The 22,827-nt window shown below is 39.0% G+C and carries 24 protein-coding genes, 1 tRNA gene and 1 pseudogene; 19 read left to right on the forward strand and 7 right to left on the reverse strand.

All coding sequences use genetic code 11. The annotated features are described in order from the left end of the window. Positions 1-14 precede the first annotated feature (14 nt). The 3 genes from dapB to PLA12_00435 all read right to left on the reverse strand — a co-directional run bounded on the left by dapB (position 15) and on the right by PLA12_00435 (position 2,409). Positions 15-812 (reverse strand): 4-hydroxy-tetrahydrodipicolinate reductase, encoded by a 798-nt coding sequence (dapB, locus tag PLA12_00425; protein ID HOQ30955.1) that lies wholly within the window; start codon positions 810-812, stop codon positions 15-17. A 45-nt stretch (positions 813-857) separates the two neighbouring features. Further along, positions 858-1,517 carry a lysoplasmalogenase gene (locus tag PLA12_00430; protein HOQ30956.1) on the reverse strand — a complete coding sequence of 220 codons (660 nt, stop codon included), beginning with the start codon at positions 1,515-1,517 and terminating at the stop codon, positions 858-860. A gap of 220 nt (positions 1,518-1,737) precedes the next feature. Then, on the reverse strand, positions 1,738-2,409 hold the full coding sequence (locus PLA12_00435) for a hypothetical protein (GenBank protein ID HOQ30957.1): 672 nt from the start codon (positions 2,407-2,409) through the stop codon (positions 1,738-1,740). 246 nt (positions 2,410-2,655) lie between these two features. Between PLA12_00435 and PLA12_00440 the strand changes: the two genes are divergently transcribed. The 4 genes from PLA12_00440 (at position 2,656) to PLA12_00455 (ending at position 5,910) form a co-directional block, all read left to right on the forward strand. Beyond that, a complete protein-coding gene (locus tag PLA12_00440; GenBank protein HOQ30958.1) occupies positions 2,656-3,957 on the forward strand; it encodes a PASTA domain-containing protein in 1,302 nt (433 codons plus the stop codon). A gap of 146 nt (positions 3,958-4,103) precedes the next feature. After that, complete coding sequence (locus tag PLA12_00445; protein HOQ30959.1) at positions 4,104-4,553, forward strand: hypothetical protein; 450 nt, start codon at positions 4,104-4,106, stop codon at positions 4,551-4,553. A gap of 129 nt (positions 4,554-4,682) precedes the next feature. Beyond that, complete coding sequence (locus tag PLA12_00450; protein HOQ30960.1) at positions 4,683-5,063, forward strand: hypothetical protein; 381 nt, start codon at positions 4,683-4,685, stop codon at positions 5,061-5,063. Positions 5,064-5,136: 73 nt separating this feature from the next. Beyond that, positions 5,137-5,910, forward strand: a complete 774-nt coding sequence (locus PLA12_00455) for an HAD hydrolase family protein (GenBank protein HOQ30961.1) — start codon at positions 5,137-5,139, stop codon at positions 5,908-5,910. Here the strand turns inward: PLA12_00455 and PLA12_00460 are convergent. Further along, a pseudogene (locus PLA12_00460) lies at positions 5,907-6,260 on the reverse strand (DMT family protein). The gene PLA12_00455 and the pseudogene PLA12_00460 overlap by 4 nt on opposite strands. Positions 6,261-6,598: 338 nt before the next feature. Here PLA12_00460 and PLA12_00465 point away from each other — a divergent pair. From PLA12_00465 to PLA12_00495, 7 genes are all read left to right on the forward strand, one after another. Further along, positions 6,599-7,063 (forward strand): Hsp20/alpha crystallin family protein, encoded by a 465-nt coding sequence (locus tag PLA12_00465; protein HOQ30962.1) that lies wholly within the window; start codon positions 6,599-6,601, stop codon positions 7,061-7,063. Between the two features lie 29 nt (positions 7,064-7,092). Next, positions 7,093-7,482: an Hsp20/alpha crystallin family protein gene (locus PLA12_00470; GenBank protein HOQ30963.1), complete on the forward strand. Its 390-nt coding sequence runs from the start codon at positions 7,093-7,095 to the stop codon at positions 7,480-7,482. A gap of 62 nt (positions 7,483-7,544) precedes the next feature. Further along, positions 7,545-8,027: an Hsp20/alpha crystallin family protein gene (locus PLA12_00475; protein ID HOQ30964.1), complete on the forward strand. Its 483-nt coding sequence runs from the start codon at positions 7,545-7,547 to the stop codon at positions 8,025-8,027. A gap of 238 nt (positions 8,028-8,265) precedes the next feature. Then, positions 8,266-9,657: a class II fumarate hydratase gene (gene fumC / locus PLA12_00480; protein HOQ30965.1), complete on the forward strand. Its 1,392-nt coding sequence runs from the start codon at positions 8,266-8,268 to the stop codon at positions 9,655-9,657. A gap of 174 nt (positions 9,658-9,831) precedes the next feature. Continuing rightward, positions 9,832-9,908 (forward strand) — tRNA-Val (locus PLA12_00485). 246 nt (positions 9,909-10,154) lie between these two features. After that, positions 10,155-11,297, forward strand: coding sequence for a tRNA 2-thiouridine(34) synthase MnmA (gene mnmA / locus PLA12_00490; protein ID HOQ30966.1), 1,143 nt, complete (start codon positions 10,155-10,157; stop codon positions 11,295-11,297). Between the two features lie 102 nt (positions 11,298-11,399). Next, the gene (locus PLA12_00495) at positions 11,400-11,567 is read left to right on the forward strand and encodes a hypothetical protein (GenBank protein ID HOQ30967.1); all 168 of its coding nucleotides are present in this window, start codon (positions 11,400-11,402) and stop codon (positions 11,565-11,567) included. 273 nt (positions 11,568-11,840) lie between these two features. On the opposite strand, the gene PLA12_00500 is transcribed toward PLA12_00495, so the two are convergent. Then, positions 11,841-11,999, reverse strand: coding sequence for a hypothetical protein (locus PLA12_00500; GenBank protein HOQ30968.1), 159 nt, complete (start codon positions 11,997-11,999; stop codon positions 11,841-11,843). 157 nt (positions 12,000-12,156) lie between these two features. On the opposite strand from PLA12_00500, the gene PLA12_00505 reads away from it, so the two are divergent. From PLA12_00505 to PLA12_00530, 6 genes are all read left to right on the forward strand, one after another. Next, positions 12,157-12,642 carry an N-acetyltransferase gene (locus tag PLA12_00505; GenBank protein HOQ30969.1) on the forward strand — a complete coding sequence of 162 codons (486 nt, stop codon included), beginning with the start codon at positions 12,157-12,159 and terminating at the stop codon, positions 12,640-12,642. Positions 12,643-12,656: 14 nt separating this feature from the next. Then, the gene (gene proC / locus PLA12_00510) at positions 12,657-13,481 is read left to right on the forward strand and encodes a pyrroline-5-carboxylate reductase (protein HOQ30970.1); all 825 of its coding nucleotides are present in this window, start codon (positions 12,657-12,659) and stop codon (positions 13,479-13,481) included. Between the two features lie 73 nt (positions 13,482-13,554). Next, positions 13,555-14,163 (forward strand): DivIVA domain-containing protein, encoded by a 609-nt coding sequence (locus PLA12_00515; protein HOQ30971.1) that lies wholly within the window; start codon positions 13,555-13,557, stop codon positions 14,161-14,163. Next, the gene (locus PLA12_00520; protein HOQ30972.1) at positions 14,147-15,034 is read left to right on the forward strand and encodes an outer membrane lipoprotein carrier protein LolA; all 888 of its coding nucleotides are present in this window, start codon (positions 14,147-14,149) and stop codon (positions 15,032-15,034) included. The genes PLA12_00515 and PLA12_00520 overlap by 17 nt, the downstream gene beginning before the upstream one ends. A 20-nt stretch (positions 15,035-15,054) precedes the next feature. Next, positions 15,055-15,675: a Maf family protein gene (locus PLA12_00525; GenBank protein ID HOQ30973.1), complete on the forward strand. Its 621-nt coding sequence runs from the start codon at positions 15,055-15,057 to the stop codon at positions 15,673-15,675. An 86-nt stretch (positions 15,676-15,761) separates the two neighbouring features. Then, on the forward strand, positions 15,762-18,098 hold the full coding sequence (locus PLA12_00530; GenBank protein ID HOQ30974.1) for a DUF6259 domain-containing protein: 2,337 nt from the start codon (positions 15,762-15,764) through the stop codon (positions 18,096-18,098). A gap of 83 nt (positions 18,099-18,181) precedes the next feature. Here PLA12_00530 and lgt read toward each other — a convergent pair whose 3' ends face one another. Further along, on the reverse strand, positions 18,182-19,003 hold the full coding sequence (lgt, locus tag PLA12_00535; GenBank protein HOQ30975.1) for a prolipoprotein diacylglyceryl transferase: 822 nt from the start codon (positions 19,001-19,003) through the stop codon (positions 18,182-18,184). A 59-nt stretch (positions 19,004-19,062) separates the two neighbouring features. Then, on the reverse strand, positions 19,063-20,019 hold the full coding sequence (locus tag PLA12_00540; GenBank protein ID HOQ30976.1) for a hypothetical protein: 957 nt from the start codon (positions 20,017-20,019) through the stop codon (positions 19,063-19,065). A 132-nt stretch (positions 20,020-20,151) separates the two neighbouring features. On the opposite strand from PLA12_00540, the gene PLA12_00545 reads away from it, so the two are divergent. Continuing rightward, a complete protein-coding gene (locus PLA12_00545; GenBank protein ID HOQ30977.1) occupies positions 20,152-21,834 on the forward strand; it encodes a bifunctional serine/threonine-protein kinase/formylglycine-generating enzyme family protein in 1,683 nt (560 codons plus the stop codon). A gap of 125 nt (positions 21,835-21,959) precedes the next feature. Then, entirely contained in the window at positions 21,960-22,820 is an 861-nt protein-coding gene (gene purU / locus PLA12_00550) for a formyltetrahydrofolate deformylase (protein ID HOQ30978.1), read from the forward strand. Positions 22,821-22,827: the final 7 nt, after the last annotated feature.

Raw genomic sequence — 22,827 nt, forward strand, 5'->3', positions numbered from 1 at the left:
TATAGGTTGTCTTTTTATCTAAAACCTAAGACATTCATCATGTCATAGAGGCCGGGTTTGTTTGCGTAAGCGTATCGGGCGGCACGGATAGCACCCCGGGCAAAGTTATCGCGATTGTGGGCTATATGGGTCAATTGTATTCGTTCTCCGTGTCCGATAAAGTAAACTGTGTGTTCTCCTACGACATCGCCACCACGAACTGCCAGCACACCGATTTCATCTTTCTTTCGCGGTCCAATAACTCCTTCTCTGCCATATACAGCCTGTGTTTGTAAATTCAGGTTCAGTCCATCGGCTACTTCTTTTACCAGTCGTAAGGCAGTTCCACTGGGGCTGTCTTTCTTTTGATTATGGTGAATTTCTACAATTTCTACATTATAATCTAAACCTAAACACTCCGAAACTTCCTTTACTAAACGGAATAATAAATTTACGCCTACACTCATATTGGGTGCATATACAATAGGTATTTCCTGTGCATATTGTTTCAGGGTCTGCTCCTGCTCGGCAGATAATCCTGTTGTGCCAATTACAATCCCTTTTTTTAGTTGATAGGCTATCTCTGCATGTTGCAGCGAAGAAGAAGGTTGGGTAAAATCTATCAATACATCTGCTTTCTGTATTTCTGTTTTCGCATCACTCCCTAAAGAGATTTCTTTGGGGGTGGATTTCTCGCCACCGTAAGAAATTACTCGACCGGCAAATTGAGGCAAGTCAAAAGCGCCACATACCTGAATGTCTTCTTCCCAGCCTGACACTTCCAGTATTCTTCGACCCATCTTACCTAATGCACCTGCCACACAAATCCGCATACTTTGTCTCCTTTATTCTTATTGTTTTGTTATTCCTAAGTTATATTAGTTTATCCATAGGGGTGTTGACGCTAAAAATACCTGACCTAAAAAGTATAAGGGACCACCGATAAGGAAATTCCATTTGTCCGCAGTCTTAAATCGGTCACGAGCAACAAATATATCGGAGGCATAAAAAATAAGAGCCCCTAAGGGTAAATTCCACAAACCGCCGTATGCCCAGGCACCTATTGCGAACGATACCATGCAACTAATGATTATCATATACATATATACAGGAATTCGCATATCACCGAGGTTGGGATTTAACCAAAATCCAATAGCAATGGCAGGCACAAGAGATACACCCATAGCCGAAATTGTTAAAGACCAATCCACCTGAGCAAAGAAAAATGCAAGGATATAACAAACATGTGCTAATAAAAAGGAAACCAAACCGAGCAGAAAAATAACGGAATTTCTTGATAATAAAAATAAATCACCCCACCAGGAGCATACCAAACCGACAATAATCCATATCATTGTAATGTGAAGAGAATCCGGCACATCATAGAGCCAATAAGTGGAAAATGCTATGTATAAAAAACAATTAGACGCCATCATTTTACCAATAGCCCGTGTCCATGGTTTCTTTTTATACTCTCCATACAAGCACATTAACAAAAAGAACGCCATTACTATAACAGCAGAAATAACATGTTGCATTAAACGGCTCTCCTTTAAATACAGCTGAATTGATTGTAAAACAAATAAAGAGCCAATAACAAAAAAATAAGAAAATACTCGCGGTGATATATAATAAAATAAGGCTTATCCGCGAATTTTTACAATAATGATAACTAATATTATAGGTATTAATACTGCAATTGTCCACTTATATTCAATTGCAAATTGGATAATTTGACCTATGTCCATAAACAAATCCTTATTTTAATCCGAAGAAAACACCTATTCCAATGGCGATAAGTCCTAAAATTATTCCCGGTATACACATGAGCCGATTAAAAGCGGTATCCTCTGTCCAGAGTAGTCCATATCCATTCCAGAAGGCAGAACCTCCCGCTAAAAGAATTACGGAATAGGAAAAGAATGAAGGGAAAAATGGAGATTGGCTGTTTTTTAGGAGTGGAATAGAGAGGATAACGGCTAAAATGGCACTTATTAATCCACTTACCCACATAGGCGTTGGTTTTGGTGCACTTGCTGTTAATATTCGAAATTCATTGGGGTCATCGCTGGGCTTCCGTTTTAAGTGTTTATAACCAGCAGGGGCAGGTTCAGCCTTTTCTTGATGTTCAGCACTTGCGGAAAAAGGATTATCAACAGTTCCTTTTTCTGTAATCTCTTCTACATCGCCTATCCATCCTTTTTTCTCATCAGTTTTTGTCTCTTTATCGGAAGTATCTGAAACTTTAATACGGATATCCCCCATTTCGGACATTAAATCCTCAAAACTTAACGATACCTTCTCTTCTTTCTTTTCGGGAATAGCTGCTGATGGAGGAACTTTTTGGGTTTCCGTTGTTTTTGGAGGTGATAATTGCTGTTTAGGAACAGCACATAAACGGCATGCAATTTTACCGTCGGATAAACGCACCAGATGTGTCCTGCATATGGGCTTTTGACAAGAAGGACACAGTACCCCGCAAGTTTTACATATAACTTTACCACACAAAGAGCATTTCGCTACTGCTGGATTTTTATTACAAACGGAACAATTCATAACTTACCTTTTCTATTTTTCTATATCAAAATAATATAACACAAGATTAAAATATTGTAATATTATAGTTAATAAATTTTACAATATATAAATCTGAAACCTATAATAGGGTAAGATGATATGAACAAATACATCAAGCAAGGGTTTTTCCTGATACTCGTTTTTTTCCTCTGTTCTGCTTGCACGAAAACTATTACTGTTCCGAATGTGGTTGGCTATCCGGAAAGTGTAGCTATGGATGAAATTCGGTCTGCTGGATTTTATTCTATATCCTTATCATATATGTATTCGGACGATGCTCCTGAAAATTATGTAATAAGTCAGGACCCTGTTGGTGGTTCAAAAGTTAATGAAGGAACGAATATTACTCTTGTAATTTCCCGAGGTTCGGACAAAGTCGGTGTCCCGTATATAATTGGAATAACACAAAAAGAGGGTATAGAAATACTCAAGCAATCTTCTTTAAAAGTAGGGACTATTTCACGAGAGTTTTCGAATACCTATCCTCTGGGTTATATCATTTCACAAGAACCGAGATACGGAACGAAAGTTCTCTATGGGAGTAAGGTTAATATAACCATTTCCTTAGGTAAAATTCCTGACCCTTATGAACTGCGTCCAATCACCCGTGAAAGGGCCATTCGTATTGCTTGTTATGTAAGGAAGACGAAAATCCGTTCTGAAGATGGAACCCTCGTTCCGATAGCATGGTCTATGATAAATCAAGCCTGTCAGGATAGAAGTCTGTTATTGCAATATTTGATTGCTTCGACACCGGACCCTGTTCCCGAATCTGAGCCGATACTTGACCCGAATGAATTAACCGCAGACACTATCCAGCAAGTTATTTCTCATCCTTATGTAGATGTGGCTTCGATGAATATTACAGGTCCTTTAATTGTGTTCCAAAATCTTGTATCAACAAACGATATTACTTTCCCCAACGAACCTATACATGTCTATTGGCCCTATTATCATGCCGTTGCTGTAAATGTTGAAGGTAATGTCTGTATAATGGACCTATCCATACAGGACGAACCCATTCCTATCGGCGAATGGACGGCGAAATTAAGCAATGAAACGACCTGCGAAGAAGTTAGTGAAAAGGGATACTGGGAGATATGGTCTTATTGGTTGTCATTGATGAGCAACTGGCAGGTAGAAGAGACACCCGAAAAACTTTGTGGCTATACTATAACTCCTATACTTACCTTCCGTTCGGACCAGAAACCTCAAATTCAAGGGGTCATAGATGCCTTATCTACACTTGTTGTTCAAACCTATGCCTTCCAGACATTGGTAATGGATAATTATGGTATTGATCTACCCATAGAAGTTGTTCCATTCATAACATCCTTATATACCCCGGGTACTATTAATGACTTATGTTCATGGGTTCCTTTCCTTTTTTGCCAGCAATAGTAAATGAACATAATTTTTAAACAATGTCAATCAAATTTTCCTGTTATTTTGTGTAAAATTGATTTCTTCACAATTTTAAATTTTTTTCTTGATTACCTTTCTATTGATTGTTATAATTATTTTAATATTTTAGAAAAGGACGAATAATGAATAAACAAATGTATCGAGGTATCCGCAAACAATCAAGCATAACTGTCTTTGGACTTCCACTCATTGATATTTCCCTCGGTCCGGATATAGAAAAGAATGAAATGCGAGGATATGCTAACGGCATTATTGCGATTGGTGATATTGCTAAAGGCTGGATTGCGATTGGTGGACTGGCAATGGGTATCGTTTCTTTCGGTGGTTTATCTATCGGTATTATCTCAATAGGTGGATTATCTCTTGGTCTCATTGCATTAGGAGGTTTTGTTATGGGAGGTGTGTGTATAGGAGGCTTTTCGATTGGTGCTGTAGCGGTTGGTGGTGGTGCGATTGGCTATTATGCCTTCGGTGGCGGAGCATGGGGTAAATATGTTATTTCAGCGGCAAAGCGTGCTACAGAAGCCATTGAGTTCTTTAAACAATGGTTTCCCTTCTTACCAATACTATAAAGAAAGTTTCCTAGAAATCACTTAATCAAAAGATAATTCTACCAGTAGTCGAAGGATTTATCTTAATAAATAATGTCTAATCATCTACGAAATCCTGGTTTTTACCTTATGATAATGGGGTGGTGGTTTATGCTCTTCTTTGTAATCCATTTACTGATATATCCTATACCTGTTTATTTCTTCTCCTATATTCGATATTTTGGAGCCGCTATTATCGTTGGGGTCTTTACATTTGCCTTAGGATTTTTAAATGCAAAAAATAATTTCTGGAGCCGATTAAATCTTTGGGGAAAATATTTGGCTCTTGTGGGTTTTTATTCAATAAGTGTTTTGTTTGTGCTTATTAATTCCATTTTAATGGAAATGTATATATCCGTGAAGTTCTTTGATTTAGCCAATGATAGTGATTTTGAAATGGTGGGTTTACCTTCCGTGGTAATCTACTTTGCTATTGGCATGTTATTCGTGATAATTGTTAGTATATCCCATAAATTCCAACAAAAAGATTAAGTAAAAAATAGAAACAATAGATATCCTTTTTTAAGTGTTTATCATAAAGAAAAAATAAAGAAGGAGTTTTTTTGTGAGTTATCGCTGGATAGTAAGTGATATAGATGGTTGTCTTACACCGGAAACCTCAGAAGCATGGAATTGGAATACCTTTAAACAATTAGCCGAATTTTTTCATAAAAGGAAGAGGAATGGTTCCTATCCTGTTCCGTTAATTTTATGCACAGGCAGACCTCAGCCGTATGTAGAAGTCTGGGCAAAAATTTTTGATTTGCAAGCTCCCCTTGTATGTGAAAATGGAGCAGTAATTTATACCTTAAAGGACAATGTTTCACGATTTGGTCCCGGTGTAACACCCGAAAAAATTCAAGGATTACGCAATCTGCGATTGTTCATTGAGAAGGAACTTTTACCTGAACAACCCGAAGTCATTTATCAATTTGGTAAAGAAGCTCAACTTTCTTTGTTTAGTCAAAAACCAGAATTGTTCCGTGGAATGATAGACAGGATTAATGATTTTGTTAAACAACAAGGGGGACCCAAATTGGTTATTCAACCAAGCCATTATTATTTAAATATTTCACTTGATGGGGTTAATAAAGGCGAAGCCATCAAGGTTATATTAAGCGAATTAGGCTCTAACCGTGATGAAGCAGTAGGTATTGGAGACACCTTAGGGGATATTGCTATTCGTGAACAAGTAGCCTTTTTTGCATGCCCTGCCAATGCCCATAAAGAAATAAAGGAATATGCAGATTACATTTCCCCTTACCCGGACATTTTAGGTGTATTAGACATTCTGCAACATCAGCCCTTTTTATCCGTGTGGGATTTGGTCTCCGATTAATTGGTGAACATGCCGCGGAACATAAAATATACAGCGCCGACAAGGCAGAAAGAGGCCCATACGAAATCCATACGAATTTGCTCTTTCATATATAAAACAGAAAAGATAGCAAATACAATCATGGTAATAACTTCTTGAAGTACCTTTAACTGACTTAAACTGAGAAATTGAAATCCGATACGATTGGCAGGGACCTAAAGGCAGTATTCAAAGAATGCTACAAACCAACTGAATACTATTGCCATAAATAAGGGTTTACTTTTTAAATCTTTTAAATGTCCATACCACGCATAAGTCATGAACAGATTTGATAATATCAATAAAATAATCGGAGCAGAACGATACCACATATAAAAAAACACCTAATTGTATTTTGAAACGGGATTAATTTTAAGGAGAATGATAATATAATAACACATTTTCGCCTGAGATAAAAAATTCTTATAATTATCCAATTCTTACGACTGTATTTTTCCGAGATATACCTTCCGTATCATAGTGAAACGAGTGTTTCATTTCTCCATATAAAATTGAAACATTCGGCACTTTGTTTATTCACAGGACTGCCTAAACCCCGTAGTTTTATATACTTTTTGATCATCCTTACATGGCACGATGTTTGCTTAAATTAAAATGACAATTGAACAACAAAGAAAAACCTAAACCTTAACAAAAGGAGGTATGACCTATGAGAAGATGGTGGGACCCAATTCAAGAGTTAGAACAACTCAAACGCGAAATGGATGATTTATTCCGCACATTCAGCGAGGATGTGTGGGACATCCCTTCGTTCCGCTTCTCGTTCCTACCGGGCGTCTCCACACGCACCTATCCTCTCGTCAATCTTGCAGAGGATAAGGATAATGTCTATGTGGAGGCACTGGCTCCGGGTATTGACCCCGAAACGCTGGAAGTCTCCGTGCTTAATAATACCGTCCGTATTGCAGGGGAAAAACCTGCGATAAAGGATGTGAAACCGGAGGCATTCCATCGCAATGAACGCGGTGCTGGGAAATTCATCCGCACTTTATCGCTCCCTGTCGAAGTAGATGCCGATAAAGTAAAGGCAGAGTATAAGAACGGTATCCTTCTGTTAACTCTGCCTAAAGCCGAATCCGCAAAACCCAAGCAAATTTCAATAACTGTAAATTAATAACCCATAACAAAAAGGAGGTGTTGGCTATGAAAGAGAGCACAATTCCCGTCAGAACACAATCGAAACATGTCCCCGATACACGGGACAGTTCAAAAACACTCAGACCGCCTGTGGACATCTTTGAAACGGCAGAAGGATTAACTGTCATCGCCGATTTGCCCGGCGTACTAAAAGAAGATGTCCAGATTCAGGTGGAGAATGACATCCTGACCATCAAAGCAGTTGCTAAAAGCAATTTGAATATCGAGCCGACTTATCGGGAGTTTGAACTATATCCATATTTCCGTCAGTTCCAGTTAAGTGATAAGACGGATCAGGAGAAAATCAAGGCTGAAATGAAAAACGGTGTGTTGATTATCCACTTGCCAAAGAAAGAAGAAGCGAAACCGAAACAAATACCGATTACGGTGAGTTAAGAATAATGAGGGCAGGTTCGTAATAGAATCTGCCCTATAAAAAATAAAAGGAGGTGAGGTTTATGCGTAACACATTAGTCCCTATCCAGATAAAGGAAAGGATAAATGATTTGCGTCAGACCTTTAATAATTGGTTTGACCGCTTCTTAACAACCCGTAAAGATACGGGAAATTGGCTCGCGCATGAACCTGTTTTCTTCGACTGGTTCAATACCACCACATTCCCGGCGGTAGATGTCGAAGAAAACGATGACGAAGTTATCGTTAATGCAGAAATGCCCGGCTTGTCTGAAAAGGATTTCCAGGTAGAACTTCAAGGGCAACGGCTTGTCCTGCGGGGTGAAAAGAAGTTCCAGCAGGAGAAGAAGGACCGCTCCTATTACTATGCGGAATGCCAATACGGCTCCTTCTCTCGTGTTATTCCTTTGCCCTGCGAAGTTATTGGAGAGAAAGCCGAGGCAAATTACAAGAATGGAGTCTTACAGATTCGTCTGCCCAAGAGCGAATCTGCGAAGGCACACCGTATTCAGATTAAAGTTGGATGATAGGCACACAGGCTCGTATTAATACCACACCGCATTACAACACAGACAAAGGCACAGGTAAACAACCTGTGCCTTTACTTTATTAAAACACATTTAAAAATTCATAGACCTTCTCTTTCTACAACAACCTACAAAAAATCTCTCTTTCGGGTTCTATTAAGAGATTTATTCGTCATGCACCATTGAAGTAAAATAAGTATGGATAAAAATTACTCAATCGAAGAAGGGATATATAAACATGGAATTTCGTATAGAGAAAGATGCGTTAGGTGAAGTGCAGGTTCCGCGCCATGCCTATTACGGTAGCCAGACCGTTCGTTCGTTACAATTCTTTTCCGTGGGCAAAGAAAAAATGCCTATGGAGATTGTCTATGCATTGGCACTTGTGAAAAAAGCCTGTGCAAGGGCTAACCGTGACCTCGGCTTACTTAAATCGGAATATTGTGAAATTATCACAACCGTGGTAGACGAAATTATCGCAGGGAAATGGGACGACCAATTCCCCCTGCATGTCTGGCAAACGGGAAGTGGCACCCAAACAAACATGAATGTGAATGAAGTCATATCCACGCGTGCTAATGAACTTTTAGGCTCACCCCATAGCACGAAAAAGCCCATACATCCCAATGACCATGTGAATATGTCCCAATCTTCAAACGATGTTTTCCCGACCGCGATGCATGTAGCCACCATATTGGAAATAAACAACCGCCTGATACCTGCCTTAGAAGAATTTTACCAATCACTTACGCAAAAATCGGAAGAATATAAAGATTTAATTAAAACGGGTAGAACACACATGATGGATGCAACGCCGATTACCTTAGGGCAGGAATTCTCCGGTTATGCACGGCAAATCGAACAAGCCATCAATCGTGTTCAATTATCTCTAAAAGATTTATACGAATTAGCATTGGGCGGAACTGCTGTTGGCACAGGCTTGAACGCTCCGACACATTTTGCTGAAAAAGCAGTTGCATACATTGCCGAATTAACCCAACAACCCTTCCGTCCCGCAGAAAATAAATTTGAAGCATTAGCGGGACATGATGCATTGGTTATGCTTTCTGGTGTATTAAAAACATTGGCTTGTTCCTGCATGAAAATTGCCAATGACATTCGACTTATGGGCAGTGGTCCCCGTTGTGGATTTGCCGAACTGCTCCTGCCCGAAAATGAACCCGGCTCCTCCATTATGCCCGGCAAAGTCAATCCGACCCAGTGCGAAATGATGACCATGGTCTGTGCCCAGGTGATAGGGAACGATGTAACTATTAACATTGCAGGTGCCTCAGGACAATTTGAACTCAATGTTTATAAACCCGTGATTGCATACAACATTTTGCAATCCATACAGCTCCTTTCCGATGCCTGCCAATCCTTCACCCGAAATTGTCTGAACGGTATTCAAGCTAACCGCGAAAAATTAGCATACTACCTTCAAAATTCATTGATGTTAGTAACGGCACTAAATCGGAAACTTGGTTATGAAGTTTCCGCGCAAATTGCCCGCAATGCCTATAAAAATGGCACAACCCTGAAAGAAGAAGCGCTGAAAACAGGCTTAATCACCGAACAAGAGTTTGACCAGATTGTTGACCCTAAAAAAATGATTTCCCCTTCTCAATAACAAAGATTTCTATGGGCTATCTTCGTAGAGACCCAAAAATACACGCATAAAAAATAAGCACCTGCTTTGAAGTAGGCCAATGCGGCTTTGTGAATACCGACAAATACAGCCAAAAGAAAATTGATAATAGGGTTTTTATTTTGATAATATAATAATCCCTATTGGGGTTAATAGGGGCGGTTAGCTCAGCTGGTCAGAGCATCTGCTTTACACGCAGGGGGTCGCAGGTTCGAGTCCTGCACCGCCCACCATTCTTTTAAAATTCCTACAAATACAGTATCTTTTGTATTTCCAATAAATATTATTTGTAAGTATTTATAGAACTCATTTATCCCTTTTGTAATTGAGAAAGAGGAGGAGTGGGGTTTCTGTTTTATACTAAGGTTACAGTAAAAAAATATAAAAGAAAAATTTATATTTACGAGAACGCCTGTTTTCATATAATATTACATCTAATTACATCTATTGATTAAGGAAATTAGAAGGGTGAAGAAATAGTGGAATTTGAGAATCCAATGTTAGATTTATTACCTCCGCCAGGAACGAAAGTAGCGGTAGGGATGAGTGGTGGAGTGGATTCTTCTATGGCAGTTTGGTTATTGAAACAGCGGGGATGTGAAGTTATCGGTTTGACTATGTCGCTATGGAATAATCAGTTCCCATTGCAGGATACTGGTGTAAAAGGATGTTTCGGTCCTGGCGAAGAACAGGAAATTGAAATGGCAAAATCCGTTGCAAAACGACTGGAAATCCCGTTTCATGTTATCCCATTAGCGGACGAATATAATGAAGCCGTGTTGGAATATTTCCGTCAGGAATATCTCGCTGGTCGAACGCCTAATCCGTGTGTTCGTTGTAATCGCACTATAAAATTTGGATTTTTGATAGAACGAGCAGAAAAAGCGGGCATTCCCTTTGACTATTTTGCCACAGGTCATTATGCCCGTGTTCATTTCGACCCGATGCAAAATCGGTATTTATTGCTTCGCGGTATTGATTTGGAAAAAGACCAGAGTTATTTCCTTGCCATGTTGCAACAGGAACAATTGAAAAAGATTGTATTCCCGTTAGGGAACTTGACCAAATCGCAAATTCGTCGTTTAGCACAAAATGCGGGCTTCCCGGAACTCGCCGAACAAAGTGAAAGTCAGGATTTTTTAGAGAGCAATAAATACGATGTTCTATTTCGTGAAGAGGAAGTGAAGGAAGGGGACATTGTGGACGAGAAGGGACATATTTTAGGGAAACACCACGGGATTGTCCATTACACTATCGGACAACGCAAAGGTTTAGGTATTGGTGGGGCTGGTGAGCCGTATTATGTTATCGGGTTAGACCCAAAAAACAACCGCGTTATCGTAGGGCGTAAACCTGCCCTTCTGAAACAAGCCATGAGAGTTATTGACTGTAACTGGGTCTCCATTCCTAACGTACCTAATACACCTATGAAAATCCGTTGTAAAATACGGCTTCGACATGAACCCGCATCAGCACAATTAGAGAAAGTCGACGAGTACGGAAAAATAGTTCGTGTTACCTTCGATGAACCTCAATCAGCAATTACGCCGGGACAAACCGCCGTTTTTTATAATAACGATATTGTTTTAGGTGCTGGCACCATAGACTCCGTCGAGAAATAATCAGCAATAGTTCTTGATTCATTCATGGTTTGTTCGTGAGTATCAGATAAAGATTTCATTGGTAATTATCTCATATAATCCATTAAAGAGAAGGAGATGTAAGTGGTTATAGGAGGAAAGAGCGTGGAGATTATGGAAGTAACCAAGAAGGTAGCCGATGAAGTGAAGGTTTGCAGGTACCTGCAAGCCTTGGGATTGCTTAAAAAATTATACCACCTGCCCTTTTGGCTCTTCCGAACAGGTCGGTTGGATAAGGAGATGTATCTATAAATGATAGGCCTGTAGTCGGGAATGGTCACCGAGACGAGGCAGTGTTCTGGAAAAGACTCGACTTAGCTATGGATGGCTGTTAATGTTAGCATGGTAGAGACGAATGATTATTCGTCTCCAGGAAATTACAATTTGAAACTCGAGACCATTAGGCGGCGATATTTACATAAAGATATTGAGACGAATAATTATTCGTCTCCACGGAATTTCATTCGTTTTAACCTCCATTCTCTTGGCAGATTTAAATAGATAATCACCAAAAATTTTCTGCCGTTATAATTCAAAAAAACTTTCTTTCACATATTTCAATTTCCCTTTCTCTGTTTCATTCATCTTATTCTTTCTCGTTCTATCATTTGTATCATTCGTCTTATTTGCTCTATTTGTCTTATCCGTCTCGTTACTCCTATTCATCCCGTTCATCTCAACCATCTTATTCGTAACATACCTCTCTTTTGTCTCACTTGTCCCATCCGTCGCATTTTTCCCATCCGTCCCATAAATTACAATACTGATTTTTAAAATATTCCCCGATAAAGAGTATACTACATCAAAAATATTATGTTATGGGCAGGATGTTGTAAAGTTCATGTATCAGGTTTGGAAACCCAAATTATCAGAAGTTGTGCAACTGAAAGCATTAATAGACAATGCGGTCGGCAAAGACCTTGTTCTTCCGAGAACATTAGAGGAATTGTATGAAAATGTCCGTGATTTTTATGTATATTCGGATGAAAAGGGTCTTGCCGGATGTGTATCTTTGCATATAGATATGGAAGACCTTGCAGAAGTAAGAACGCTGATTGTGCGTGATGACCTCCAGCGAAAAGGTATTGGAAAAATGTTATTACATGCCGTATTAAATGAAGCCCGTGAATTGGGTATTCCTAAGGTCTATGTCCTTACGCGTTGTCCCGAGTTTTTTATGAAACAGGGTTTTAAAAAAACTTCGTTAGAACAACTTCCCTATAAAATACGAAAGGATTGTGCGCGTTGTCCTAAATACGGTGTAACATGTGATGAAATTCCAATGATTTTGTATCTAAGCGATAACAAAAAAGAAATCTCTCTTTGAAAGGAGTTGATTTTATGTTTGCAGGTGAAACAAAAAATACCCAACTTTCCCTTTTGGGTTTTGGCAATATGGGTCAGGCAATTGTAAAAGGGCTTTTGCGGAAAAATATTTTTTTGCCTTCACAGATTTTTGTGTTTGACCCAGCAGAAGATAAACAACAGGACGCTAAAAATATCGGCGTTCAAGTTGTTACTCATATAGAAGAGTTGTTAAATACTTCGCACATACTACTTGTTGCCGTAAAGCCACAGATGATACAGTCTGCACTTCAGCCATTGACATCTATAATCGGAAAAGAGGTTTTAATTATCTCTATTGCTGCGGGTATATCTATCCACTATTATAAAAATCTATTAGGGCACTCTGACCTTCGGATAGTTCGCACTATGCCCAATACTCCTGCGCTGGTTGGAGAGGGTATTACGGCAATTAGTTTTAGTGAGGAATGTTCAGAACAGGATAAAATTCTTGCTCAACAGATATTCCAATCGGTTGGAAAAACGGTTCTTGTGTCTGAGGAGCAAATTGATATAGTTACGGCTGTTAGTGGAAGTGGTCCTGCCTATTTCTTCTATTTATGTGAGTGTATGATAGAAGCAGGCAAATCTTTGGGTTTATCTGAAGAAATAGCATTATCCCTGGTTCGTCAAACTTTTTACGGTGCTGCCTCACTTTTAATAAATGGAGACGATTTGCCGGAGGTTCTCCGTGCTCGGGTAACTTCAAAAGGTGGAACTACAGAAGCCGCAATAAAAACAATGGAAGGGAAAAATCTTAAATCCATTGTTATAGAAGCAATCCATTCTGCATATCGTCGGGCACAGGAACTCGGAAAATAATCTTAGGGATAATAAGAAAATTGACCCTCTGGAATGATACAATTCATATAACAAATTTGTTTGAGGTCAACCCATGAGAAGAGACAAAGTCATATCGGAAGTATTAGGAGCAGAAACCATACTTACGCCCAGTGAAATTTATGCTCAACGTTTTCCGAAAAGTCTTGTTGGAGGCTATTCAGTAGAATCGGTAGATGAATTTCTTCATCGTGTAGCAGATACCGTAGAATTGCTTTTAGACCGTATTCAGGAATTGAAAGAAAAAATTGATGAGCAAACCAAACTGGTTGAATTTTATCGTCAAGAAGAATCCGTTTTACGAAGTGCTTTAAATTCTGCCCAGAAACTAAACGAAGATATTATAGAAAGTGCCCAAAGACAGGCAGAGGCCATCATCACAGAGGCTCAAACACGGGCACAACAAATACCCCTTCGATTGGAACAGGAGATACAACAACTATTACATCTACGGGATAGATTTCATCAAGAGGTTAAAACGGTTTTGCTTTCTTTTCAATCCATGCTTTCTGAATATGAATCCACACAGATAAAAAATTTATCTTCTGAAAACCGTGAAAAGATATTAGGTGAACTTCGGAAGTCCCTTGACCAGGCTTTATCCGTAGATTTTAATCTGGATTCGTTGACCGAAGAAGAAGGCAACCATGATGATACAGAATAAATCTTATATATTTTTCCTTCCTTTAATATTGATTTTTGTTTCCTTACATTTTTCGCTATATTGTCAGGACACGGAAGAAGATAGGGAATTAGATACCTTTTTCAAAAAATATACAGAATCGCGAGAAAAGATTGATGTTCTTGTAGCAACTTTCCAACAGAAGAACATTTATCCCGATGAAATCTATACAACTTTCGGTTCTCTTGTTTTCGTCAAACCTCAAAGGATGGTATTCACTACAGATGAGCCTAAAAAATACACCGTGATAGAGGAAAAACGAATTTACGAATATGAACCCGATATTAAACAGATAACTATTTATGATTTGAAAGATTCCGCAGAAACGGAGCTGTTTTTCTTTGCATTTGCGGAAGACCTAAATACACTTCGCAAAAAGTATCATGTATTGCCAATTCGTCTATCGGATGAACGAGGAAAACAGGGCATATCCATCCGACCTTTTACAGACAAGGAAGAGGACAGCTCTTTTGAAGAAATTGTTTTATACCTTCAGGATGATACCTTTTTACCTTACCGTCTGCGGATTGTTAATGAAGATAATGTCCAGACTATTGTTGATTTTGAACATATAGAAATCAATAATAAAATCCGACTGGAAGATACACAAATTTACCTGCCCCCAGGAACCAATGTGATTGAGAATGACAAATATAAAGAAACCATCACCGGTGAAGGCAAAAGAATTCCTGACCCTGCAAAACTGGACCCTAAATATGTTGACACATCTCCCAAGACATCCATTACAAAAAAAGAGGAAAGCGAAAAAATAAAAGAGGAAAATAAACCTCAGAATATTCCCGAAGAATCAAATCAAATAGAAATAAGAGACCTTGAACCTATTAAAAAATAATTGAATACGGAGTTGTTTCTATGGAAGATTGTAAACTTCCTCTTATTCTTGCATCGGCATCCCCTCGTCGTCGTTCGTTGTTAGCATCCATAGGTATTGATTTTGAGGTAATTGTTAGCTATGCGAAAGAAACAGATGACGGGGATTCTCCTACAACACTGGTTGAGGAAAATGCCTATGCCAAATGTGAAGAGGTAACATCCCGAGTGGCTTATCCGGCAGTAATTATTGCGGCAGATACGCTCGTATTTTGTGATGGTGAAGTTTTGAGTAAACCCCGGGATGTAGATGAAGCACGGAGTATGCTTCGGCGTCTTTCGGGAAACACGCATCAAGTAATAACAGGTATTGCCATAGCCAATACCGCGGATGGAAGAAGGGCAAGGGGTTCTGAAATAACAGATGTTACTTTTCGCACTCTGAGTGATGAGGAAATCGAAACTTTTATTCGTGTAGTGAACCCTATTGACCGTGCAGGTGCTTATACGGTAGATGGTCCGGGAAGTTTGTTAGTGTCACGGTATGACGGTTGTTATTACAATGTATTAGGACTACCTATCGTCCGTCTGGATAAATTACTTCGTAAGGTAGGGGTATTCCTATTCCAACGAATTAACGCAGGAAAAGCAAAATTTTTATAAATTCTGATTTGTCCGAGTAAATCATAAAAAGAAGGAAAATAAAGTATAATAATTTGAAAAGAACAATCCTACCAGGAGGCAATATTATGCTTTGCTCAAAAAAAATTCATATATCCACACTTTCACTTTTACTTTTATTTTTTACCTTTCAATTACAGGGAGTATATTCAGACATGATACATGAGATAAAAACAGAGCATTATGTTTTGCGATTAGATGAAGTTACCGGTGAAATAAAATCACTGGAAAGTAAAGGTCAGGAATTTGTGTTTTCTTCCGACCAGCCTCGTGAACTTTTTAAGTTACGACTCCGTAATGATAATGGAGAGGCAACAGACCTGACTTCTTTGCAATCTTCTCAAATTCGTTTTTCCAGAAATGACTCTGTAGAGAGAAAAGAAACTCAAATAGAAATGGAATTTCTTCAGATTGACAAAAAACCGATAGATGTAACGGTTTTTATCAAATGTCCTTTAAATTCCTCATTAACTTATTGGACAATGAAGGTAAAGAATGAAACAGGTCTCTGGTTAGAACATATAGATTTCCCGGTGGTTGTTGTTCCCAATGATTTGCCTAATTCCGGTGGAGATGCACGAATTTTTTGGCCCGGGGGAGAAGGGGTTGTTGTTGAGGATTCGGAACTTCGCGAAAAAAGTTGGTTACGCTGGCAACCGATAGAACATCCGACTATGGGCTGGAATGGCATTTATCCCGGACCTGCCCAGATGCAATTCATGGCGTACTATACACCTCGTGCAGGACTGTATTTTTCGGCTCATGACCCCAAAGGGACACCCAAAGGTATCGAATTTCATAAGCATCCCTCCGGAGGCATTTACCTTGATTTCCGTCTTTTTCCCGGACCCGTATGCGGAACTGAGTATACTCTCCCTTATCCTATGGTATTAGGAACTTTTCAGGGGGATTGGCACGATGCCGCAGATATATATCGGAACTGGTGGGAACATTCCGCCATGTATAAGCCCCCGAAATTAGAAGAAAATAAGATGATTCCGGATTGGTATTTTAAGTCGCCGGTAGTCATTATGTATCCCGTTAGAGGTCAGCGTGATTTAGGAGTGGAAATGACACCCAATCCCGAATATTATCCCTACACCCATGCATTACCAATCTTACAGAAATACGCAAAAGAACTATCTGCTCCTGTGATGGCACTATTAATGCACTGGGAAGGCAGTGCTCCGTGGGCACCTCCTTATGTCTGGCCTCCTTATGGTGATTTGCAGGACTTCGTTCGTTTTTGTGATGAATTGCATAAAACAGGAAACCTTGTTGGACTTTATGGTAGTGGAGTGGCTTATACAATTCGCAGTAATACCGACCCTGCTTATGATATGACAAAGGAATTTCAGGAAAAGCGAATTGTGCAATATGTGGCTCATGCACCTGATGGCAAACCTGCAGAGAATGGAGTTTGTGCCGGTCCTAACGCACAGCGTATCGGCTATGACTTATGCCCTGCCAATGAATGGGTTAAAGAAGTCGTAGTAAATGAAATTGCAAAAATGGTTCCTTACAAAATTGATTACTTGCAGTATTTTGACCAGAATTTAGGTGGAAATTGCTATCGTTGTTATTCCCGAACACATGGACATCCACCGGGTCCAGGACTGTGGCAAACGGAATCTATGAAAGACCTCTATCGAAGAATACTTGAACTTATTCATCAAAATAATGCCAATATGTTAATTGGTTGTGAAGCCAATGCTGCCGAACCTTTTATTCCTTACCTTCTATTTAACGACAGTCGTTCTTATCTCAGTCTTGCCATAGGTATACCCGTGCCTGCCTACGGTTATGTTTTTCATGAATATTTGAACAATTTTATGGGAAACCAGAACGGAACAAGCCATTTCGTGGATGAAGAGAAAAGCACTTACAATATGCACCAACGCATAGCCATTTCTTTCGTTCAGGGAGATATGTTAAGCCTTAACTTACGGAAAGACGGGCAAATAGCATGGGAATGGAGTTCTGCTCCATGGGACAAAGGACCCGACCAGGAACAGATACGAACTCTGGTTCGTAACCTGAACCTTTGGAGAACAGGAAATGGGCATTCCTATCTCTTCTTTGGCAGAATGTTGAAGCCGTTTGCTTACAGCGGGGATAAAGATGTGCCTATGATAACACCCCGAAATGATACCATTCATTTCCGTTCTATCCTTACCTGCCGATGGGCATATAAAAACCGTTCGGCTCAATTCTTAGTCAATTACTTGCCTGAGACACAAAAAGCAACTATCCATCTATCGGAAAACTACCGAAATAATATAATGTTATACAACGAACCGAATACCACAACTTCACCCGTATCCGCAAAACCTGATAATGAGGGTAATCTCACTATAGAAATACCTCCTCTTTCCGCAATCATGTTAGAATGGCAATCTTTATAGTTAAGTTTTCTCCGAAGTAAATTTGATATTTACTTTTACATTATCTTTCTTACGGACTTACACAATGCCGTTTTTTTATGTTATCAGGTATTAGGTGATAAATTGTTTTTTCGACGGACTATAAATAAATATAGTATGAAGATAATAAAGCCACTGATAAGACATGCTGAGAGAGCAATCAACTGGGAAGCGGTCATTCCAAATGTTGCATGGGGACTATCTCCACGGAAATTTTCATCAAAAAATCGCCAGGCACCATAAAGACAAAAATACCATAGCAGGACCTGTCCGTTATATTGTTTGTTATGGTAAATCATACGCAGTAGAAAGAAGATAATAATAAGTCCCAAGGTTTCATATAATTGTGTGGGATGAACAGGTAAAGGTAACAAATCATCTATATGCAATAAATGTTCAGTGGTATGGAAGTCATATATCCCGCTATCTTTTGGGAAAACAACACCCCAGGGGGCACGACATAAATCACCCCAACAGCAACTATTTGTGAAACAGCCTAATCTTCCAATCGCATGACCCAGAGCCAGATAAGGAGCCCCTATATCCGCACAGGGGAGAAAAGGGACTTTTTGCTTTCTTAAATAAAGCCAAACTCCAATAGTTCCTCCAAGAAATCCGCCAAAAAATACATAGCCACCTTCCCAGAAAAAAATGATTCTATATAGTTGCAGAATCCCTTCATATTGAATTATGTAATAGGCATGAGCACCAATCAATCCTCCTATTAATCCCCAGATTCCTACTTTTCCTGATACGGGGTAAGGCTGAGTTAATCGGCTATTTTCCCGCAAGGCAAGTGATACCCCTACTAAAAGTCCTAATGCCATAAAAAAAACATAGGAATGTAGTTCAAACACACCTATCTGAATAAGAACAGGCCTCATGATATTCCTTTCAATATAATGATAAAATCAAGTATCCTGCTTGTATGTTATAAATAGTTTATCTATAATCGGCGAAGTATTACAACAAGAGCAATCATAAACCCTATATTTATATTATCCCTTTTTAGGATTTGCAAGAAAGAGAGCATGCTTCGTGGTTCCGTAATATGCTTTTTTTCACAACCGCAAATAGGCTTCTCTTCTTCTGTTGAATTTCCCTCAGGAATACCTTCGGAGATACTACCTTCTGCGGCACCTTCTTTTATACCTTCCATAGGAATACCTTCCCCTGTCCCCTCTGGAAGAATACCTTCCCCTGTCCCCTCTGGAGGAGTTCCTTCGATTATCCCTTCTTGACTGCCTTCTCCTTCTTCAGGTTCTCCCTCTGTTGAGCCCTTTACATAAACAGAGCCCGCAATAAGTGTCGCATTTACAGGTAAAGCGTTTACATCTGCAAAAGAACAATAAAACGATAGGTTTTCTACATGATTATCGGGAAAGGTTCTCGTTATATAAATTGGAGACTCTTTTGAAATTGGGGATATGATGAGTTTATCCCTCGGCAAGGTGTTATCTGTCAACTTACATGGAACTGTAAATAGCGTATCTGATGGCATTGTATCCGAAACATCCCAGAGGACAACAACCATTATTCCTTGTGGATATATAGCAACACGATATTTTGCCCCTATGTTCAATAAAGAATTACTTAACACAATCGGTTGTTCGCCTTCAGATGTTTCGGAATCATACACCCAGGGTTCGTTATAAGTTCCCGAATTAAAAACATTATTACAACCTATTTGCATCTTAAATGGATCAAAAGCAAGAGCAATTACAGATGTGCGAATGTCTTCATCTTCCAATTTATAAAAATTAACATTGATTGCAAAGCACTCTCCGGTATTGATAGAAACAGAGGGGATAACCACTTCTACGGCACTACTCGATAGAGAGAGCAAATAAAATCCAATAAGAGCAAAAAAAATTGATTTACTTATATACTTCTTTTTCCTCATTACGGTTTCCTATGTGTTTATATAAATTAGACTAAAACACTCCAAATATAATAAGATATTATTGACATTAAATTATATCTGATTTGCACAAATAACAAGGATATTTTTATTGAGGTGGAGTAAAGAGGCAGAATGCAACCTATCATAGCTGTAATATGTAAAAGTTGTGGTTTGAAAATATGGGTACCTGCTGTTGTCCAGGGGAAAACAAGCTATTGTTTTAATTGCCGACAACCCATTGTGGTCCCAAATATGGGGAATGAGACCTCTCTTCGTATTGAATTTCATGAAGGAGACCGTGTTGATGACCGTTATATCATTCAAGGGATTATAGGGAAAGGGGGAATGGGATATGTGTATAAAGCACATGATGAATTATTAGATGAAGTAGTAGCCTTAAAATTTCTACATCCTAATTTATTAAAAACACCTAAAGCAGGACAATTATTTATTAAAGAGGCTCAGTTAGCACGACGATTACGCCACGAAAATATTGTTGCTGTTCATGATGTAGCATATACAAATGAAGGTTTTTTGTTTCTGAGCATGGAATATTTAGAAGGGCAATCTTTACGAAACATGTTAAGAAAACAACGGATAGACCGTCAATTTTTACCGATACGAATTGCCATACAATTTACTTTACAAATATTGCAGGCTTTAGAATACGCTCATCGCTGGGTAACCCATCGAGATTTAAAGCCTGAAAATGTTATGGTTTTACCGGGAGAAAAGATTAAGGTTCTGGATTTCGGTCTTGCCATTGCCGTAGAAGAATCTATATCTCATGCAAATACAAGTTCTTCACAGGAACAGAATGTTGTGGGGACTTATGCGTATGCATCACCGGAACAAAAGAAAAAGTGGCCATCAGATACACGCGCCGATTTATATACGGTAGGACTTATATTATACGAATTATTATCCTTGCGTTCCCCTGTGGACCCGTATGTCCCTCTTTTGCAAACGAGAAATGATATATCCCCATCAATTAATGATGTCTTAAACAAAGCACTGGCTGAGGACCGTGAAGACCGCTGGCAAACAGCACGCGATTTCCGTCTTGCTCTGGAACAAAGTTTTGAAAGTTCTTATAAAGATAAGTCTATACATATAATTACCTCGTCCGAATCAAAAGAATCTATATCTACTGAAAATATGGTATTTATGGAAGGTGGATATTTCTTGATGGGAAATAACGCCGTTCCCGAAGAATCACCGGAAGAAGAAGTCTTTGTGGAACCTTTCTGGATAGATATATTTCCTGTAACTGTTGCAGAATATAAAAAATATATTGAAGCGACATCTGCACAGCTTCCCCGTTATTGGTATGACCCCATGTTAAACGGTTCTGACCAGCCTATTGTCGGCATTTCATGGTTTGAAGCCAATGCCTATGCACAATGGGCAGGCAAAATGTTACCCTCAGAAAAGGAATGGGAATTTGCCGCCAGAGGAAAAGAAAACCGAAAATATCCCTGGGGCAATGTTCCACCGGATACCATTCATTGTAATTTTAATGATTATTTAGGTATGCCTTCGATTGTAACCATGCATGAAGAAGGAAAAACACCTGAAGGGGTTTATGACCTTGCAGGAAATGTTATGGAATGGACACGAGATTATTACCTGCCATACTCTATAGCAAGGAGCCACCCAGAAACGGTCCCCAATCCTCCACTACGAGCACTACGAGGCGGTTGTTGGAATTCCGGACCAGAAGCAATCACCTGCACAGCACGCAAAGGATTATTCCCGGAATCAAGACTCAATACCATCGGCTTTCGCTGTGTCATTCCCGCAAAAAAAATGTAAACACACCGATAGCTAACAAAAACAAAAATTTTTAAAAGCCTTTAACAATTACTCTTAAAGGGGGTCTGTTGATTATAATTATTTCATTATTTCATGGAATATCTTTACCATAAAGGAACAGACTTATGAAGAGTAGCAAGACTGCTGTGTTACGGTTACATTGTACGGATGTGCCGGGTATCGTCTACAATGTAGCGCGTTTTATATTTGAACGAGGTGGGAATATTATCCACGCTCAACAGCATAAAGAAGAAATTGATAATCGTTTTTTTATGCGTGTGAAATTTGATTGTTCCAGTATGAATGTTACTAAATCGCAATTTCAGAAAGATTTGGCGGAATTAGCAAAGCAATTTCACATGGAGACATCTATTTCTTTTGGTGATGACCGAAAAAAAATGGCTGTCATGGTTTCCAAGTATGACCACTGTTTATACGACTTATTCCTTAAGCATAAATATGGAGAAATCAACGCAGACATTAGTCTGATTGTTAGCAATCATCCGGATTTGGAACCTGTAGCAGAGAATTTTTCCATTCCTTTCTTTTATATCCCTGTAACGCCCGATACAAAATCACAGGCAGAGAAACAAACCCTTGAATTGTTTGAACATCATTATATTAATTTTGTTGTATTAGCGCGTTATATGCAGATATTAAGTGCTGATTTTGTGAATAAATATCGTAATAATATTATTAATGTGCATCATAGTTTCCTTCCTGCGTTTGTAGGAGCCAAACCGTATCATCAAGCCTATGAACGAGGAGTAAAGTTAATCGGAGCAACCAGTCATTATGTAACGGAGGATTTAGACGAAGGTCCTATTATCTATCAAGAATGTATCCATGTGAATCATACGCATAGCGTTGAGGATTTGATTGCTATGGGTAGAGATATAGAAAAGAAAGTATTATCGGAGGCTGTTAAAGCCCATGCAGATGACCGAATCATGGTTTATCGGAGAAGAACCATCATTTTTGATTGAGAAAATT

Source organism: Candidatus Hydrogenedens sp., assembly GCA_035378955.1.
Classification (GTDB): domain Bacteria; phylum Hydrogenedentota; class Hydrogenedentia; order Hydrogenedentales; family Hydrogenedentaceae; genus Hydrogenedens.

What these genes read in the sequence shown, in the direction of transcription:
- dapB (HOQ30955.1), bottom strand. Translation starts at nt 812, where the DNA reads ATGCGGATTTGTGTGGCAGGTGCATTAGGTAAGATGGGTCGAAGAATA.
- PLA12_00430 (HOQ30956.1), bottom strand. Translation starts at nt 1,517, where the DNA reads ATGCAACATGTTATTTCTGCTGTTATAGTAATGGCGTTCTTTTTGTTA.
- PLA12_00440 (HOQ30958.1), top strand. Translation starts at nt 2,656, where the DNA reads ATGAACAAATACATCAAGCAAGGGTTTTTCCTGATACTCGTTTTTTTC.
- PLA12_00445 (HOQ30959.1), top strand. Translation starts at nt 4,104, where the DNA reads ATGAATAAACAAATGTATCGAGGTATCCGCAAACAATCAAGCATAACT.
- PLA12_00450 (HOQ30960.1), top strand. Translation starts at nt 4,683, where the DNA reads ATGCTCTTCTTTGTAATCCATTTACTGATATATCCTATACCTGTTTAT.
- PLA12_00465 (HOQ30962.1), top strand. Translation starts at nt 6,599, where the DNA reads ATGAGAAGATGGTGGGACCCAATTCAAGAGTTAGAACAACTCAAACGC.
- PLA12_00470 (HOQ30963.1), top strand. Translation starts at nt 7,093, where the DNA reads ATGAAAGAGAGCACAATTCCCGTCAGAACACAATCGAAACATGTCCCC.
- PLA12_00475 (HOQ30964.1), top strand. Translation starts at nt 7,545, where the DNA reads ATGCGTAACACATTAGTCCCTATCCAGATAAAGGAAAGGATAAATGAT.
- fumC (HOQ30965.1), top strand. Translation starts at nt 8,266, where the DNA reads ATGGAATTTCGTATAGAGAAAGATGCGTTAGGTGAAGTGCAGGTTCCG.
- PLA12_00500 (HOQ30968.1), bottom strand. Translation starts at nt 11,999, where the DNA reads ATGGTTGAGATGAACGGGATGAATAGGAGTAACGAGACGGATAAGACA.
- PLA12_00505 (HOQ30969.1), top strand. Translation starts at nt 12,157, where the DNA reads ATGTATCAGGTTTGGAAACCCAAATTATCAGAAGTTGTGCAACTGAAA.
- proC (HOQ30970.1), top strand. Translation starts at nt 12,657, where the DNA reads ATGTTTGCAGGTGAAACAAAAAATACCCAACTTTCCCTTTTGGGTTTT.
- PLA12_00515 (HOQ30971.1), top strand. Translation starts at nt 13,555, where the DNA reads ATGAGAAGAGACAAAGTCATATCGGAAGTATTAGGAGCAGAAACCATA.
- PLA12_00520 (HOQ30972.1), top strand. Translation starts at nt 14,147, where the DNA reads ATGATGATACAGAATAAATCTTATATATTTTTCCTTCCTTTAATATTG.
- PLA12_00525 (HOQ30973.1), top strand. Translation starts at nt 15,055, where the DNA reads ATGGAAGATTGTAAACTTCCTCTTATTCTTGCATCGGCATCCCCTCGT.
- PLA12_00530 (HOQ30974.1), top strand. Translation starts at nt 15,762, where the DNA reads ATGCTTTGCTCAAAAAAAATTCATATATCCACACTTTCACTTTTACTT.
- PLA12_00540 (HOQ30976.1), bottom strand. Translation starts at nt 20,019, where the DNA reads ATGAGGAAAAAGAAGTATATAAGTAAATCAATTTTTTTTGCTCTTATT.
- PLA12_00545 (HOQ30977.1), top strand. Translation starts at nt 20,152, where the DNA reads ATGCAACCTATCATAGCTGTAATATGTAAAAGTTGTGGTTTGAAAATA.
- purU (HOQ30978.1), top strand. Translation starts at nt 21,960, where the DNA reads ATGAAGAGTAGCAAGACTGCTGTGTTACGGTTACATTGTACGGATGTG.